A 15,334-nucleotide genomic window follows, 5' to 3' on the forward strand; every position below is an offset into this window, starting at 1 on the left:
GAGCCCTTCCGTTGTCGGGGTGACAGGATTTGAACCTGCGGCCTCGTCGTCCCGAACGACGCGCGCTACCAAGCTGCGCCACACCCCGTGGCAACCCCCCGAGTCTACCCGTTTCCCGGCGCAGTGCCGAATCGTGGCCGACCACGTGATCGCCGCCCGATCGGAGCGCGAGGCGGTCACGGCAGCGCGGATCTCCGTCGTCGCTGCGCGACGTGGGCGAGCACGGCGCAGCCGAGGATCACCGCTGCCACACCGATACCGCCTGCGCGCACAGTGCTGTCATCGAGCCCGGTCGCCGCGAGCGCCGGCGGGGCAGCAGCGGCTGCTGGCGGTGCTTCCGCGGCCGGCGGTGCGGATGGGACGCCCGGCGTCTGCGTGGGCTGCGGCGGGGGAGCGAGGATCGAGATCTGCTGCGTCGCGACCCCGAACTTCTCCACCCACGCGTAGCCCGGCTCGAGGTGGGCGGCGACTCCCGCGTCCTGAGCCTTCGCACTGATCTGCCATACGGCGGTGTACACGCCCGGCCCCGGAAGATCCCACCCGGACTCCACGCGGTACACGCCGGCGCCCCGGCCGGGATCGCTCGTCAGGCTGAGATCCCCGACCGGCGTCGCATCGGCGGGGACCCCCAGGCTCTCGGCAGGTGGGGCATCGGTGCGGTAGACGCGCGCGGTGGCCCGCAGGGCGACGAAGCTGCCGTCGCCGGCGCGCGGCCAGACGCCGTCTTCGACCGACAGGCGCACGTCGTCGACGAACGGGCCGCCGTCGACCTCGGCGTCGATCACCTGGGTCGACAGGACGGGCGAGAAGAGGACCGGTCGTGGCGTGGCATCCGTCGTCTCGGCAGAGAAGCGCAACGGACCGCCGGGACCCGCCGTGTCCTGCCCGCCGTCCGTGGTGATGTGCCGGACGGCCGCCGCGTACCCTGCGGACCCCTCGACGCGTGCGTCGACGGAGTAGGGCGCACCGTCGCCGGTGGGTGAGGCGGAGACGATCGCGTAGTCGGCACCCGGTCGCGCGTCGGCGAGAGCCGCGGCGCCACCGTCGGCGAAGACGGCGTTCTGCAGGGTGATGGTGCCGGGGCCACCGGCCTCGAACCGCACCACCCCTCGGCGCGCATCCGCGGGATCGGTGGTCAGCGAGATCTGTGCCGCACTCGAGGCGACGGCCGCACTCATCCCCTCGGCGTAGTACCTCTCGGCGAGTCGAGCCACCTCCTCGGCGTGCGCCGGGGACATATGATTCATGGTCCACCGCACGGCCTCGGCCAGGGACTCGCCGCGGTATCCCCAGGAATGCAGGGCTTCAGAGCGGTCGGCGATCGCTTTGACGGCCCAGCCCACCCCGGCCGCCTGCACGGGATCGGATGTCTGACCGTAGGTCGTCACGAGCAGATTGATGCCGGTCAACTGCTGCGGTGACAGGCCGGCGGCCGCCGCGGTGACGCCGTGGTCGGTCGACTCCCCGGTGGGTAGGGGCAGCCCCGGGCGGATGCAGTAGGTGTGCACGCCGCCCACCACCATCGACCCGTGCCACCCGGAGGCGGACAGGGGAGCCCATGTGCCGAACCCCGTGCCCTGGTCGGCGGCGTGGGCCGGCGGCGCGAAGAGGACGGCACCGGCGGCGATGAGGATCGCGCACGCGATCGCCGCGACGGCGGTGCGCACGAGAGGGAGGGGGGCTGGCGCGGACGATGACATCGCGGCTTCCTTTCGACGGGGTCACGTCGATCGTGCGCCGGAGGGTCGCGCCGGTGAGCCGCGGAAGGCTTCGATGTGGAGAGTCGGCGCGACGATGCCGCTGGGGAGGAGAGCGCTCAGCCGCGAGGCAGGAGCGTGAGGAGCGACGCCTCCGGACGGCAGGCGAAACGCACGGGCGCGTAGATCGAGTGGCCCAGTCCCGCGCTGACGTTCAGCGGGATGCTGCGTCCGGCGTGCGTCCACGTGCTCAGTCCGCGCGCTTGACGCAGGGGGATGTCGCAGTTCGCGACGAGGGCGCCGAACCCGGGGATCCGAACCTGGCCGCCGTGCGTGTGTCCGCCGAACAGCAGGTCGGCGCCGAGGTCGGTGAACTCGTCGAGCACCCGGCGGTACGGGGCGTGGGTGACGCCGATGCGCAGGTCGGCGCTCGGCTGCTGGGCGACCAGCGGAGGCAGTGCGGCGAGGTCGTCCCAGTCGCGGTGCGCGTCGTTGACGCCGAAGGCGTTGACACGCAGGCCGGCCGTCTCGAGGACAGCGGTGGTGTTGTCGAGCCGCTGCCAGCCGAGGTCGTCTGTGAGGTAGGCGTCGAGGGCGTTCGTGTCGAGGGGCTGCTCGACCGCCTGGATCTTGGACGGCCCGGTGAAGTACTTCAGCGGGTTGCGCGGGCCGGGGGCGGACATGTCGTTCGAGCCGTGCACGAAGAATCCGGGGATGCCGCGAAAGGGATCGAAGGCCCTCCGCAGACCACGGAGACCTTCGACGTGGCCCAGGTTGTCACCCGTGTTGACGATCAGGTCGGGCTGGAATGCCGCGAGCCCGGCGATCCACTGCTGCTTGCGGTGCTGCCACGGGGCCATGTGCGCGTCCGAGACATGCAGCACCTTGAGCGGTGAGGACCCCGGGGGGAGTACGCGGAGGGTGTGTCGCCGGGTCGCGAACAGGTAGCGCTCGATACCCACGCCCCAGATCGCGGCCCCGGCGCCGAGCGCCCCCACCGTCGCAAGGGCGGTGAGGGCGGCTCGGCCGTTCGGACCTGCTGTCACGGACACGTCTTCGAGGTGTAGTTGATGCTCACCGCGGCACCGCTGTTGGTCATCGTGCCGGCGGCCGGATTCGTCCCGTTGGCGGTCTTCCGGTTCGCGTCGAGGCTGCCGTCGGCGGTGCACGTGCCGATGGTGACGTTGCCGAACACGGACTTCAGCGAACTCGTCGCTGCCTCGAGCGACTGCCCGTTCACGTCGGGTATGGACACTCCCTGACCCGTGCTCGGGCTGATCGTGACGGTCGTGCCGCCGACGGCCTGACCACCGGCCGGGTCCTGCTGGGCGATGAGGCCCGCACCCGTGGTGGAGTCGACCGGCGTACCCACGCTCACCGTGAACCCGGCGTCGTCCAGCCGCGACGTCGCCTCGTCCACCGACAGGCCCACCACGTTCGGCAGGTTCTTGAGCACGCGACGCGTCAGGCTGTTGTCGGGCTCCGGGAAGTCGTCTCCGCCGTAGACCTCGTCCACCGTGCGCTGCACGCTCTTGCCCACGAGATAGCGGAGGTTCGAGAGGGCATTGCCGTTGTAGTACTTCTTGAAGACATCGGCCTCGCCTTCGGAGTTGCCCACCCAGGTGACATTCGTCACCTTCGTGCTCGACTCGACCAGCCACGTCTGCAGCTGCTCGTGCGTTCCCGTCTTGCCGAGCAAGGGGGTTCCGTCGTACGGGTTCCCGTTGGCGCCGGTGCCGCCGCGGTTCATGACACCCTGCAGGGCGTACGCCGCGGTGGCGGCGACCTTCGGGTCGATGACCTGCGTGCATGTCGTCGCCGGGATCGCGAGCTCGGCATCGTTGCGGTCCAGAACACGGTCGATGACCTTCGGCTGGCAGTAGGTGCCGTTGTTGGCGACCGTCGCGTAGGCGCCGGCCATGGCGATCGGGGCGATGTTGTTCGAGCCGATCACCGAGAACTGCGTGTGCATGTCGACCTCGCCGCCGGTGCCCTTCATCACGCCCATCTTGGTGGCGACCTTCTGGATGTCGCACAGGTCGAGCTCTTCGGCCATCGCGAAGTAGCCCGAGTTGAGGGAGGACGCGGTGAAGTCCATCGGCGTGCCGTAGTTGCCGCCGCCGCCGCCGAAGTTGCCGATCTTGTCCTTCGCGCCGTTGTACCAGTAGCCCGACCCGTCGGGCGCGCAGCTGTCCTTCATCTTGTCGATGACGCGGACACGGCCGTCGAGGCGCTCGTTGACCGAATGGCCCTTCTCGAGCCAGTCGATGAGCGTGAAGATCTTGAACGTCGAACCCGCCGAGAATCCGGACGACCCACCGTGCGTCACGTCGCCCGCGTACACGAGCGAGGAGAGATTGGGGTCGGCTGCAGCATCCGCGGTCTCGCTGAATCTGGTGTTCTGGGCGATCGAGAGGATTCGACCGGTGGATGCCTCGATGTTCACGTTGGTCGAGCCGAACTTCATGTTCGCCACCGACGTCGGAACGTACTCGTTCATCGCGCCCTCGGCGGCGGCCTGCAGCCGCACGTCCAGGGTCGTGTAGATCTTCAGGCCGCCGCGCTGCAGCGTCTTGTCGCGCTCATCCTGCGTCGCGCCGAACGCGGCGTCGGTCTTGATGATGCTCTTGACGTACTGGCAGAAGTACGCGGCGCCGCCGGCGGCGACGCACCCGGTCTGCGAGGGATTGATGTTCGGCGTGATGGGGGCGATGACCGCCTCTGTGTACTGCTCCTGGGTGATCTTCCCGTCGTCCAGGAGCCGGCTGAGCACGTAGAGCTGACGACCCTTGGTCGCGCTGTATCCGTCGGCGGCGGCCAGGTACTGCTCCTGCGTGATCGTTCCGTTGTCGAGCAGCGTCTTGAGGCCCGCGATCGTGTTGGGGTTGACGTCGTCGATTGAACCGTCGGGCGCCTTGTTGTACGTGACACCGGCGGCGTCGGTGATCGAGCCGCCCGTCTTGTCGATGCGGTACGTGTTCGGGTTCTGCACGATGCCGGCGAGTGTCGCCGCCTGCGCGAGGTTGAGGTCGGCCGCGGTGACTCCGAAGTAATAGCGGGCGGCGGCGTCGATGCCGTAGGTGGTCCCGCCGAAGTTGGCGATGTTGAGGTAGCCGAGCAGGATCTCGTTCTTGGAGTACTTCTGCTCGAGCGCGATCGAGTAGCGCATCTCCTGAAGCTTGCGCTGAATGCCCTCCGTGCCGCTGGAGTTGGTGGCGTCGGTGAAGCACTTCTGCAGCTCTTCGTCGGACGTCGCGTCGGACTCGCAGCGCTGAATGAGGATGTTCTTCACGTACTGCTGGCTGATCGATGATCCGCCCTGGGTCTCGCCGCCGCCTCGGAGGTTCTGCAGGAGCGCACGCGAGGTGCCGATCAGGTCGATGCCGCCGTGCTGGTAGTAGCGCGGGTCTTCGCTGGAGAGGATCGCGTCGTACATCACGGGGGCGATCTGCTCGAACGTCACCGGGGAGCGGTTCTGGTCGTAGAAGGTGGCCAGCTCGACCGGGCTGCCCGTGGCGGGATCGGTGTAGTACATCGTGCTCGGCAGCATGAGGTCCTCGATGTCGAGGATGCTGGGCAGGTTGTCGAACATCGTGATCGCGCTCGATGCGGCGGCGCCTGACACGGCGATGGCGGGGGTGACGGTGGCGGTGATCAGCACACCGGCGACGACGCTCAGACCGAGCATTCCGGCGATGCCGCCGAGCACGCCACTGGCCGTCCGTTTGGTATCAGGCATAGGCTTGATCGTAAGGGAGTTACCTGAGGGAAGCCTTGACAGGCTCTGCGTTTCCCGCGTCTTCCCGGCTTTCGCCCCGCTTGTACACCGACCCCCGAGGAGTCTCGATGACGACGTGGGAGTATCTCACCACGCCCCTGCTGATCCACAACACGGCCGCGATCCTCAACAACTGGGGCAAGCAGGGCTGGGAGCTCGTGCAGGTCGTCACCGGCCCCGAGGGGGGTCTGGTCGCGTACCTGAAGCGTCCTTCCGGTGGGGGCACCGACAATGCGGGGCTGGATGCTGCGGCTCAGGCCGCGCGACAGTTCGAGGGGCAGTGAGATGACGGTGTCGGACACGCTGGCCGGGCTCGGGATCACGCTTCCCGACGTCGTCCCGCCGGTGGCGGCCTATATTCCCGCGAAGGCACACGGCGACCTCGTGTTCACGTCGGGCCAGTTGCCCATGGTGCAGGGATCCCTGCCGGCGACCGGCAAGGTCGGCGAGGCGGACGGCCTCGTGTCCGCCGCGGACGCGAAGACGTACGCGCGGCAGAGCGCACTCAACGCGCTCGCTGCGGCGGCCGCCGTCGTCGGCGGCGTCGATCGCCTCACCGGGGTGCTGAAGATCACGGGGTTCGTGGCATCCGTCCCCGAGTTCACCGGGCAGCCCGGAGTGATCAACGGAGCGAGCGAGGTTCTGGGCGAGATCTTCGGCGACGAGGGTCGCCACGCGCGGTCAGCGGTCGGCGTTCCGGTCCTGCCATTGGACTCGCCCGTCGAGGTCGAGGTCGTCTTCACCTTCGTGTGACCTGTGGCGGGCGAATACGCCGCCGACGAGCAGCGGATGCCCCGGACAACGTGGTCCGGGGCATCCGTCCTTCCTCGCGACTACCGCACCTGCGCCGAGATCACGCTCATGACGGCGGTGTCGGCGAGCGTGGTGGTGTCGCCGACTTCCCGGCCCTCCGCCACATCGCGCAGCAGACGTCGCATGATCTTCCCGGAGCGCGTCTTGGGCAGCTCCTCCACGATGTAGACGTCGCGCGGCCGTGCGATGGGCCCGATCTGCTCGGCGACCCAGGCCCGGAGCGCCGCGGCGAGGCCGTCGGGGGAGTGGGCGGCGAGGTAGCTCTGCTTGATGATCACGAACGCGGCCACGGCCTGGCCTGTCGTCTCGTCGGAGGCCCCCACCACGGCCGCCTCGGCCGTGGCTTCGTGTGCCACGAGAGCCGACTCGATCTCCGCGGTCGAGAGACGATGTCCCGAGATGTTCATCACGTCGTCGACGCGTCCCAGCAGCCAGATGTCGCCGTCTTCGTCGAGCCGCGCGCCGTCGCCGGCGAAATAGTAGCCCTGCTCGGCGAACTTCTCCCAGTACGTCTCGACGAAGCGCTCGGGGTCGCCCCAGATGCCGCGCAGCATGCTCGGCCACGGCTCGGTCACGACCAGGAGTCCTCCGTTGCCGTCGCCCACCGCCGCGCCGTCGTCGCCCACCACATCGATCGAGATGCCGGGGATGGCGACCTGGGCGCTGCCCGGCTTGGTCTCGGTCACCCCCGGGAGCGCGGAGATCATGATCGCCCCCGTCTCGGTCTGCCACCAGGTGTCGACGATGGGGGTCTTGTCGGCGCCGATGACCGTGCGGTACCACATCCACGCTTCGGGGTTGATGGGCTCGCCCACCGACCCGAGCAGCCGCAGGGAGGAGAGGTCGAACTTCTCGGGGACCGCGCGGCCGATCTTCATGAAGGAACGGATCGCGGTGGGCGCGGTGTAGAAGATCGACACCTTGTACTTCTCGATGATCTCCCACCACCGACCGGGGTGGGGGGTGTCGGGGGTTCCCTCGTACAGCACCTGGGTCGCTCCGTTGGCGAGCGGCCCGTACGTGACATAGGAGTGGCCGGTGATCCAGCCGATGTCCGCCGTGCACCAGAAGACGTCGGTCTCGGGCTTGAGGTCGAACACGTTCCGGTGCGTATATGCGGCCTGCGTGAGGTAGCCACCCGACGTGTGGAGGATGCCCTTCGGCTTTCCGGTCGTGCCGGACGTGTAGAGGATGAACAGCGGGTTCTCGGCGGGGAACGGCTTCGCCTCGTGGACGTCGGATGCTGCGGGTACGACGTCGTGCCACCAGACGTCGCGTCCGTCCTGCCATGCCACGTCGTTGCCCCCGCGACGCACGACCAGCACGTGCTCGACGGTCTCCTGCACCCCCGAGCCGTTGCGGTCCGCCAGCGCCTGATCGACGGCGGGCTTGAGCGCGGACACCTTGCCTTTGCGATACCCGCCGTCCGCGGTGATGACCAGGCGCGCGCCCGCATCGTCGATGCGTGACCGCAGGCTGTCCGCCGAGAAGCCGCCGAACACGACGGAGTGGATCGCGCCGACGCGGGCGACGGCGAGCATCGCCGCCAAGGCCTCGGGGATCATGGGGAGGTAGATCGCGACGCGGTCGCCCTGCCCGATCCCCAGGTCGGTGAGCACATTCGCGACGCGCTTCACCTCGGTGGTGAGTTCGCGGTAGGACACGGCGCGCGCGTCGCCGTTCTCGCCCTCCCAGAGCAACGCCGTCCGCTCGCCGGTGCCTGCCTCGACGTGGCGGTCGAGGCAGTTGTACGCGACGTTCAGCTCGCCGTCGGCGAACCATTCGGCGAACGGAGGATTGGACCAGTCCAGCACCCGGGTGAAGGGCGTGTGCCAGGTGAGCAATGCGCGTGACTGGTCGGCCCAGAATCCCTCGCGGTCCTCCGCCGCACGTTCGTACAGCTCGGCCGTGCCCACGGCATCGGCCGTGAACGCCTCGGTCGGCGGGAACCGGCGGGTTTCGGAGAAGAGGTGGTCGATCTGACTGCTCATACGGCGCTCCTTTGCGGCGGAGAAGATGGTGTCGTCGTGCTCGTCGATCGCCGAGCGGCCCCGAGCACGGTCAATCTACCCGTCGCGATCCGACGGTCACTACCGCCGATAGTTGGGATGCCTCGTGCCCTCCGGGGGGCGGCGGACGGGCGCCGGATTCGCGGCGTGAGCGATATATCGGCGACCCGGGGCGCGTGCGTTGGAATCAGCGCAGGAAAATGCGTAGTATCTCCTCCGGCCGAACATTCGATTCTGGCAAAGCAGCACACGATCACCCCCCTGCGTCGGTGCTGCTCGTGGCGGCATCCCATTCCCCCCATGGGATGCCGCCCTTCTTTTCGGCGTCGTGCCCGCGGCGGCCGCGCCGGGCGCCCCCACCGGCTCGGGCGAACGCCGCCGCCGCCGCACACTCGCGAAGGCTCCTCCTCCCCAGCGTTCGAGTGAACCGCGTTGTCCACGATCAGGCGCACGGCCACCATCGGGGACGCGGCGCGCTCCTAGCGTCGAGGAATGACCGAACCGTTCGTCGTCCAGCCGCGCGACTCCGCGCCGCCCGCGCCGACGACGGAACCGGTGCTTTCGCGCGGCGGGCGGGCCCCGGCGGTCGTCGGCAGCCAGGAGCCGGATCACGACCGCGAGAAGTCCGCGACAGCCGATCGGCAGGAGGCGCGGCATCGGAGGACGCGGAGGACGGCGATTCCGAAGCATCCGATGCTCGCGCCCATCGCGGAGTTCCTCGATGATGATGACGTCACCGACCTCTTCATCAACGGCAGTGCCGGATTGTTCGTCGATCGCGGGGAGGGCCCGGCGCCCGTGGCCGCGTGGCGGGCGACCGCTCCCGAAGTGCGCGATCTCGCCGTCGCCCTGATCGGACTGGGCGGCCGGCACATCGATGACGCCTCCCCGTGCGTCGATGTCCGCCTGGAGGGCGGGCTGCGGGTGCACGCGGTGCTTCCCCCCGTCGCGTCAGAGGGCGCTGCCATCTCGATCCGCATCTCGAGGCCCGATCGGGCCGATCTCGACGAACTGGAGTCGCTCGGGATGTTCGACGCGGCGACGCGCGTGTGGCTCGAGGCGGTGGTCGCGCGTCGGGAGAACATCCTCATCACGGGTGCGGCCGGGGCGGGCAAGACCACACTGCTCGCCGCGCTCCTGGCGAAGGTGCCGGCCAATGAGCGGATCGTCACGATCGAGGACGTCGCCGAGCTGGCGATCGATCACCCGCATCACGTGCGATTGGAGTCCCGCCAGCCGAACCTGGAGGGCGCGGGGGCCATCGGCCTCGCGCGTCTCGTGCGCGAGGCGCTGCGGATGCGGCCCGACCGCATCGTCGTGGGCGAATGCCGCGGCGATGAAGTCCGCGAACTCCTTTCCGCGCTCAACACCGGGCACGACGGGGGAGCGGGCACCGTGCACGCGAACGGGCTCGACGATGTCGCCGCGCGACTGGAATCACTCGGCGCGCTCGCCTCGCTCGACGATCGTGCACTGGCGCGGCAGGTGGTCAGCGCGATCCACTGGGTGCTGCACATCGGCCGCGGCGCCGATGGGCGGCGTCTGCTGCAGGGCATCGGGCGTCCCGGCGTCGACGAGCGGGGGCGGTTGCGCGTCGTCCGCGAGGCCGTGATAGACGCTCCGGGACGACGTGCGCGGCGCCGCACGTCAGGGACGGTGTCGCGCGGATGATCGGTCGCGCAGGACGCGTACGAGAGCAGAGAGGTCCGGATGCCGCCGCCACCGCCGAGACCGTGCTGCGCCTGGCTGTGCTCCTCCAGGCCGGGGTCTCGCCCGCACGCGCGTGGATGCACCTCGCTGCCTCCGGCGATCCGGCGGCCGTTCGTGTCCACGCCGCCGTGGACTCCGGAGCCACGGTCGCCGCCGCCGTGTCGGGATTGGGTGGAGCGTGGACCGAGGTGGCCGCCGCGTGGGACGTGGCGACGACCGTGGGCGCCCCGCTGGCAGCCTCGCTCCGCGGCGTCGCCGTGGCCCTCCGTGACGCGCAGGAGACGACCGACGACGTCCGGGTCGCGCTGGCCGAGCCGGCCGGTACCGCGCGGCTGATGGGCCTGTTGCCGCTCGTCGCCGTCGGGCTGGGCATCGCGCTCGGCTTCGACACGCTCGGGATGCTCGTGGGAAGTCCCCTCGGCATGGCGTGCCTGGTCGCGGGCATCGCCCTCATCGTGGCCGCCCGGCGCTGGTCGTCACGATTGGTCCGACGAGCGCGTCCGACACCCGGAATCCCGGGGCTGCACGCCGAGCTCCTGGCCATCGGGCTGAGCGGTGGCGTCTCGATCGATCGAGCACGGTCGATCGTGTCACGCGCACATCCGACGGCGGCCGACGAGTCGACCGACGAAACTCTCGCGCTCTCCCGCGACGCCGGAGTGCCCGCGGTCGAGCTGCTGCGGGCCTCGGCGTCGCTGGCCCGCCATCGCGCACGCACCGACGGCCGCATGAAGGCTGCGGCACTGTCCTCCCAGTTGCTGCTCCCTCTGGGGGTCTGCACGCTGCCGGCATTCCTCCTACTCGGCGTCGCGCCGATGCTCTTGAGCGTCCTCTCATCCACCTCGATCCGGATCTGACCTCCGCCGCGCCCGTTCGCGGCCCCGAACCGTGCCCGCCCCACACATCGCTCGACCCCGAAGGAGAATCACATGTCCGATCCCCGCCGCCCTTTCCGCCGTGCCCACCCCGTCGACCCCGGTGGAGCGCTTCCTCGTCTGAGCCGTCGACGCGCCGCGACCCTCTTCACCGATGAGACCGGTGCCGCCACCGCGGAGTACGCGATCGCCACGATGGCAGCCGTCGCATTCGCCGGGCTGCTCGTCGTCATCATGCGCAGCGACGAGGTGCGCGGCATCCTCACCGACCTGGTGCGACGTGCTCTGACCGTCGCATGATGCGCCGGGGGCGAGCACGGCGGTCCTCAGACGAGAGAGGCGCTGTGGTCGCCGAGTTCGCCGTGGCGCTCCCCGCCGTCGTCGCTGTGCTCCTCCTGAGCGCGGCGGCCCTCAACGCCTGTGCGCTGCAGGTGCGTCTGCAGGATGCCGCGGCCGACGCCGCCCGCCTGGCCGGACGCGGCGAGTCCGACGGCCGCGTGTCCGGGGCGGTGGCGGCGGTGGGCGGCTCGATGGCGATCGACCGCCGTGACGACCTCGTCTGCGTCACCGCCAGCGGAGACATCCCGCCGCTCGGCGCGCTGCACGCGACCAGCTGCGCCCTCGCCGGGGGGCGCTGATGGCAGGCGCCCTGCTCGCGGTCGGCGTCCTGGCGTGTGCGGCAACTCTTGCGGGCGGGCTCGTGATCTCGGGCGCCGGCGCCGTCTACGGCCAGAAGCTCGCCGGGGCCGCGGATGCCGCGGCCCTGGCCGCGGCGGACGCCGCATCCGGCGCGGTCGCGGGTGCGCCCTGCGACCGCGCGGCGGAGGTCGCCGCCGCTTCCGGTGCGGCTCTCGAGCGCTGCGAGGTGGACGGTCTCATCGCCACGGTGAGCGTGGCGGGCTCGTTCGCCCGGCTGCCGGCCGCGGCATCCGCTCGCGCCGGACCACCGCCGGTCACCGCACCGACGGGGGCGCCCGCGGAAGCGCGCTGACGGGGTTGTCTCGACGCCGTGACATCGTGCCCCCGGCGCCGCAGCTCACAGCGCCTCTCACAGCCTGCGGTGTGTATGGTGTGCAACGACGAAAGGACCATCAGTGCCACAAGGAGCGCCGCACGGCAAGAAGCTCGTCATCGTAGAGTCCCCGACGAAGATGAAGTCGATTCAGGGATACCTCGGCGATGACTATGAGGTGCTGAGTTCGGTCGGACATATCCGCGATCTCGCCAGCAAGAAGGACATCCCCGCGGATAAGAAGGAGTCCTACGGCAAGTACTCGATCGACGTCGACAACGACTTCGACCCCTATTACGTCGTCAACGATCGCAAGACCAAGACCGTCGCCGAACTGAAGCGCGCGGTCAAGACGGCCGAAGAGGTCCTGCTCGCCACTGATGAGGACCGCGAGGGTGAGGCGATCGCCTGGCACCTGCTCGAGGTGCTCAAGCCCAAGGTGCCGGTGAAGCGCATGGTCTTCCACGAGATCACGAAGGACGCGATCCGCGCCGCCGCAGAGAACACCCGTGACCTCGACCTCGCGCTCGTCGACGCGCAGGAGACTCGACGTGTTCTCGATCGTCTGTACGGCTGGGACGTCTCCCCGGTGCTGTGGCGCAAGGTCGGCAGCGGCCGCGAGGGCGCGGCGCTCAGCGCCGGCCGGGTGCAGTCCGCCGCCACCCGCATGGTCGTCGAGCGCGAGCGCGAACGCATGGCCTTCGTCTCGGCGTCCTACTGGGATGTCGAGGCGCGTGCAGCCAAGGGGGCAGAATCCTTCCTCGCCCGTCTGGCGCGGGTCGATGGTTCCCCGCTGGCCCGCGGTTCCGACTTCGACGACCGTGGTCAGCTGAAGAAGGCCGTCCTGGTGCTCACGGAGGCGCAGGCCGCCGAGCTCGCGACGGCGATCGAGGCGGCGGGCGAGGCATCCGTCACCAGCATCGAAGCCAAGCCCGGCACGCGCAGCCCCCGGGCGCCGTTCACCACGTCGACCCTCCAGCAGGAAGCCGGACGCAAGCTCTCGATGAGCGCGAAGCACGCGATGAGCGTTGCCCAGCGACTCTACGAGAAGGGCTTCATCACCTATATGCGCACCGACTCGACCGCGCTGAGCACGCAGGCCGTGACGGCCGCGCGTGAGCAGGCCGTCGCCCTCTACGGGTCGAAGGCGGTGCCCCTGAATCCCCGCGTGTACCGGAACAACAGCAAGAACGCGCAGGAGGCGCACGAGGCCATCCGCCCGTCGGGCGAGACCTTCCGTACCCCGGCCTCGGTGTCGTCCCAGCTCGATCGCGACGAACAGCGGATGTACGACCTGATCTGGAAGCGCACGGTCGCCAGCCAGATGTCCGACGCGAAGTACGAGACCACGACGGTGACGCTCGCGGTCGCCGCGGGTGGCCAGACGGCCGAGTTCACCGCCTCCGGCACGGTCTACACCTTCAAGGGCTTCCTCGAAGCCTACGAAGAGGGCCAGGACGAGAAGCGCGCCGACGCCGACAAGGCGGACGACCAGTCCCTGCCGGTGCTCGCTGTGGGCGACAGCCTCGATGTCCGCGACATCGCAGCGAAGGGGCACGCGACCAACCCGAAGCCGCGCTATACCGAAGCGAGCCTCGTGAAGGCGCTCGAGGAGAAGGGCATCGGGCGTCCGTCGACCTTCGCCAGCATCATCGATGTGATCCTCGATCGCGGCTACGTCACCAAGCGCGGCCAGGCTCTCGTGCCGAGCTGGCTCGCCTTCAGCGTGGTGCGCCTGCTCGAAGAGCACTTCGCCGATCTCGTCGACTACGACTTCACAGCCGATGTCGAGAAGGACCTCGACGCGATCGCCCGTGGGGAGCAGCAGCGCGGTGACTGGTTGCGCTCCTTCTACTACGGGTCCGACGAACAGGTCGGGCTCCGCAACATCGTCGACAATCTGGGCGAGATCGACGCGCGGGAACTGAACGCCACACGCATCAGCGACACCACGACGCTTCGGTTCGGCAAGTACGGCCCGTACCTCGACGTGATCGACCCCGAGGCGCCCGAAGCGGAGCCGCGTCGCGTCAACATCCCCGAGGACCTCGCACCCGACGAGCTCACATCCGAGAAGGCCCAGGAGCTGATCGACGCTCCCGTCGCCGGCAACCGGGTGCTCGGCGAGCACCCCGAGACCGGACGCATCATCGTCGTCAAGGACGGACGCTTCGGCCCGTACATCGAGGAGCAGCTGCCGGAAGAGCCCGGCGGCGTCGACGAGACGACCGGCGAGGTGATCGAGCCGCCCAAGAAGCGCGGAGCCAAGAAAGAGGTCGCGCCCAAGCCCCGCACGGCGTCGCTGTTCTCGTCCATGTCGGTCGACACGATCGACCTCGAGACGGCGCTGCGGCTTCTCGAGCTGCCGAGGGTGGTCGGCGAGGATCCCGAGTCGCACGAGCCGATCACCGCCCAGAACGGCCGGTATGGGCCCTACCTGAAGAGGGGAACCGATTCGCGCTCGCTCGACACGGAGGCGCAGATCTTCGACATCACGCTCGAGCAGGCGCTGGCGATCTACGCGCTCCCCAAGTACGGCGCACGCAAGGCCTCGAGCGCTCTCGCCGAGTTCGACAACGACCCGGTCAGCGAGAAGCCCATCCGCGTGAAAGACGGGCGCTTCGGCGCGTACGTCACCGACGGTGTGACGAACGTCACCATCCCCCGCGGGCAGACGGTGGCCGACATCACGTACGAGATCGCCGTTCAGATGCTCGCGGACAAGCGCGCGAAGGGTCCGGCACCGAAGAAGGCTCCCGCGAAGCGCACGACGACCCGCAAGGCCCCGGCGAAGAAGACCTCGTGAGCGGACTGTTCGTCACGTTCGAGGGTGGCGACGGGGTCGGCAAGACGACGCAGGCATCGCTTCTGGAGGAGTGGCTGACGGATGCCGGGCGCACGGTGCTGCGAACACGCGAACCGGGCGGAACCGAGGTGGGGCTCCTTCTCCGCGAGATCGTCCTCCACCACCGCGGGGAGGTCGCGCCGCGCGCCGAGGCGCTGTTGTACGCGGCCGACCGCGCTCAGCACATCGACACTCTCGTCAGACCCGCTCTCGAGCGCGGCGAGGTCGTCATCCAGGACCGCTACCTGGACTCGTCGGTCGCGTACCAGGGTGCCGGCCGGGTGCTGGGCCGTGACGAGGTGCGCGACCTGTCGCTCTGGGCGACGGGCGGTCTGCTGCCGGCCGTCACGGTCCTGCTCGACCTCGATCCTGCTCGCGCCCGGCAGCGGCTCGACGCCGACGACAAGCCTTTCGACCGCCTCGAATCCGAGCAGAGCGCCTTCCACGAGCGGGTGCGTGCGGAGTTCCTCGCCTTGGCGGACGCCGAGCCCGCACGCTTCCTCGTCCTCGATGCCGCACTCCCGGTCGACGTGCTCGCGACCTCCGTCCGCGCGAGGGTGTCGAGCCTGCTCTGACCGCCACCGCGGGCACAGGG

The 15,334-nt window shown here is 69.5% G+C and carries 13 protein-coding genes and 1 tRNA gene; 9 read left to right on the forward strand and 5 right to left on the reverse strand.

The features are described 5' to 3' along the window. Window positions 1-14: 14 nt before the first annotated feature. From ACFM35_RS01930 to ACFM35_RS01945, 4 genes are all read right to left on the reverse strand, one after another. Window positions 15-88 (reverse strand) — tRNA-Pro (locus ACFM35_RS01930). 88 nt (window positions 89-176) lie between these two features. Next, window positions 177-1,700 (reverse strand): hypothetical protein, encoded by a 1,524-nt coding sequence (locus ACFM35_RS01935; protein ID WP_378837659.1) that lies wholly within the window; start codon window positions 1,698-1,700, stop codon window positions 177-179. Window positions 1,701-1,816: 116 nt separating this feature from the next. Next, window positions 1,817-2,743: a metallophosphoesterase gene (locus ACFM35_RS01940; protein WP_378837661.1), complete on the reverse strand. Its 927-nt coding sequence runs from the start codon at window positions 2,741-2,743 to the stop codon at window positions 1,817-1,819. Beyond that, on the reverse strand, window positions 2,740-5,436 hold the full coding sequence (locus ACFM35_RS01945) for a transglycosylase domain-containing protein (RefSeq protein ID WP_378837664.1): 2,697 nt from the start codon (window positions 5,434-5,436) through the stop codon (window positions 2,740-2,742). Before ACFM35_RS01945 ends, ACFM35_RS01940 begins: the two co-directional genes overlap by 4 nt. A 107-nt stretch (window positions 5,437-5,543) precedes the next feature. Between ACFM35_RS01945 and sp36 the strand changes: the two genes are divergently transcribed. Next, window positions 5,544-5,759: a Sp36 family protein gene (gene sp36 / locus ACFM35_RS01950; RefSeq protein WP_378837667.1), complete on the forward strand. Its 216-nt coding sequence runs from the start codon at window positions 5,544-5,546 to the stop codon at window positions 5,757-5,759. Window position 5,760: 1 nt separating this feature from the next. Then, entirely contained in the window at window positions 5,761-6,228 is a 468-nt protein-coding gene (locus ACFM35_RS01955; RefSeq protein ID WP_378837669.1) for a RidA family protein, read from the forward strand. Between the two features lie 80 nt (window positions 6,229-6,308). Here ACFM35_RS01955 and acs read toward each other — a convergent pair whose 3' ends face one another. Next, the gene (gene acs, locus ACFM35_RS01960) at window positions 6,309-8,279 is read right to left on the reverse strand and encodes an acetate--CoA ligase (RefSeq protein ID WP_378837671.1); all 1,971 of its coding nucleotides are present in this window, start codon (window positions 8,277-8,279) and stop codon (window positions 6,309-6,311) included. 510 nt (window positions 8,280-8,789) lie between these two features. On the opposite strand from acs, the gene ACFM35_RS01965 reads away from it, so the two are divergent. The 7 genes from ACFM35_RS01965 (at window position 8,790) to tmk (ending at window position 15,314) form a co-directional block, all read left to right on the forward strand. Continuing rightward, window positions 8,790-9,968, forward strand: a complete 1,179-nt coding sequence (locus ACFM35_RS01965; protein ID WP_378837673.1) for a TadA family conjugal transfer-associated ATPase — start codon at window positions 8,790-8,792, stop codon at window positions 9,966-9,968. Next, window positions 9,965-10,864 carry a type II secretion system F family protein gene (locus ACFM35_RS01970; protein ID WP_378837675.1) on the forward strand — a complete coding sequence of 300 codons (900 nt, stop codon included), beginning with the start codon at window positions 9,965-9,967 and terminating at the stop codon, window positions 10,862-10,864. Before ACFM35_RS01965 ends, ACFM35_RS01970 begins: the two co-directional genes overlap by 4 nt. A 72-nt stretch (window positions 10,865-10,936) precedes the next feature. Further along, entirely contained in the window at window positions 10,937-11,182 is a 246-nt protein-coding gene (locus tag ACFM35_RS01975; RefSeq protein ID WP_378837677.1) for a DUF4244 domain-containing protein, read from the forward strand. Window positions 11,183-11,226: 44 nt separating this feature from the next. Beyond that, window positions 11,227-11,520, forward strand: a complete 294-nt coding sequence (locus ACFM35_RS01980) for a TadE family type IV pilus minor pilin (protein WP_378837680.1) — start codon at window positions 11,227-11,229, stop codon at window positions 11,518-11,520. Beyond that, a complete protein-coding gene (locus ACFM35_RS01985) occupies window positions 11,520-11,873 on the forward strand; it encodes a helicase (protein WP_378837682.1) in 354 nt (117 codons plus the stop codon). The genes ACFM35_RS01980 and ACFM35_RS01985 overlap by 1 nt, the downstream gene beginning before the upstream one ends. Window positions 11,874-11,976: 103 nt before the next feature. Then, window positions 11,977-14,700, forward strand: coding sequence for a type I DNA topoisomerase (topA, locus tag ACFM35_RS01990; RefSeq protein WP_378837685.1), 2,724 nt, complete (start codon window positions 11,977-11,979; stop codon window positions 14,698-14,700). Further along, window positions 14,697-15,314: a dTMP kinase gene (gene tmk / locus ACFM35_RS01995; protein ID WP_378837688.1), complete on the forward strand. Its 618-nt coding sequence runs from the start codon at window positions 14,697-14,699 to the stop codon at window positions 15,312-15,314. The genes topA and tmk overlap by 4 nt, the downstream gene beginning before the upstream one ends. The last annotated feature ends 20 nt before the right edge of the window (window positions 15,315-15,334 follow it).

Source organism: Microbacterium songi, assembly GCF_042747925.1.
Taxonomy (GTDB): Bacteria; Actinomycetota; Actinomycetes; order Actinomycetales; family Microbacteriaceae; genus Microbacterium.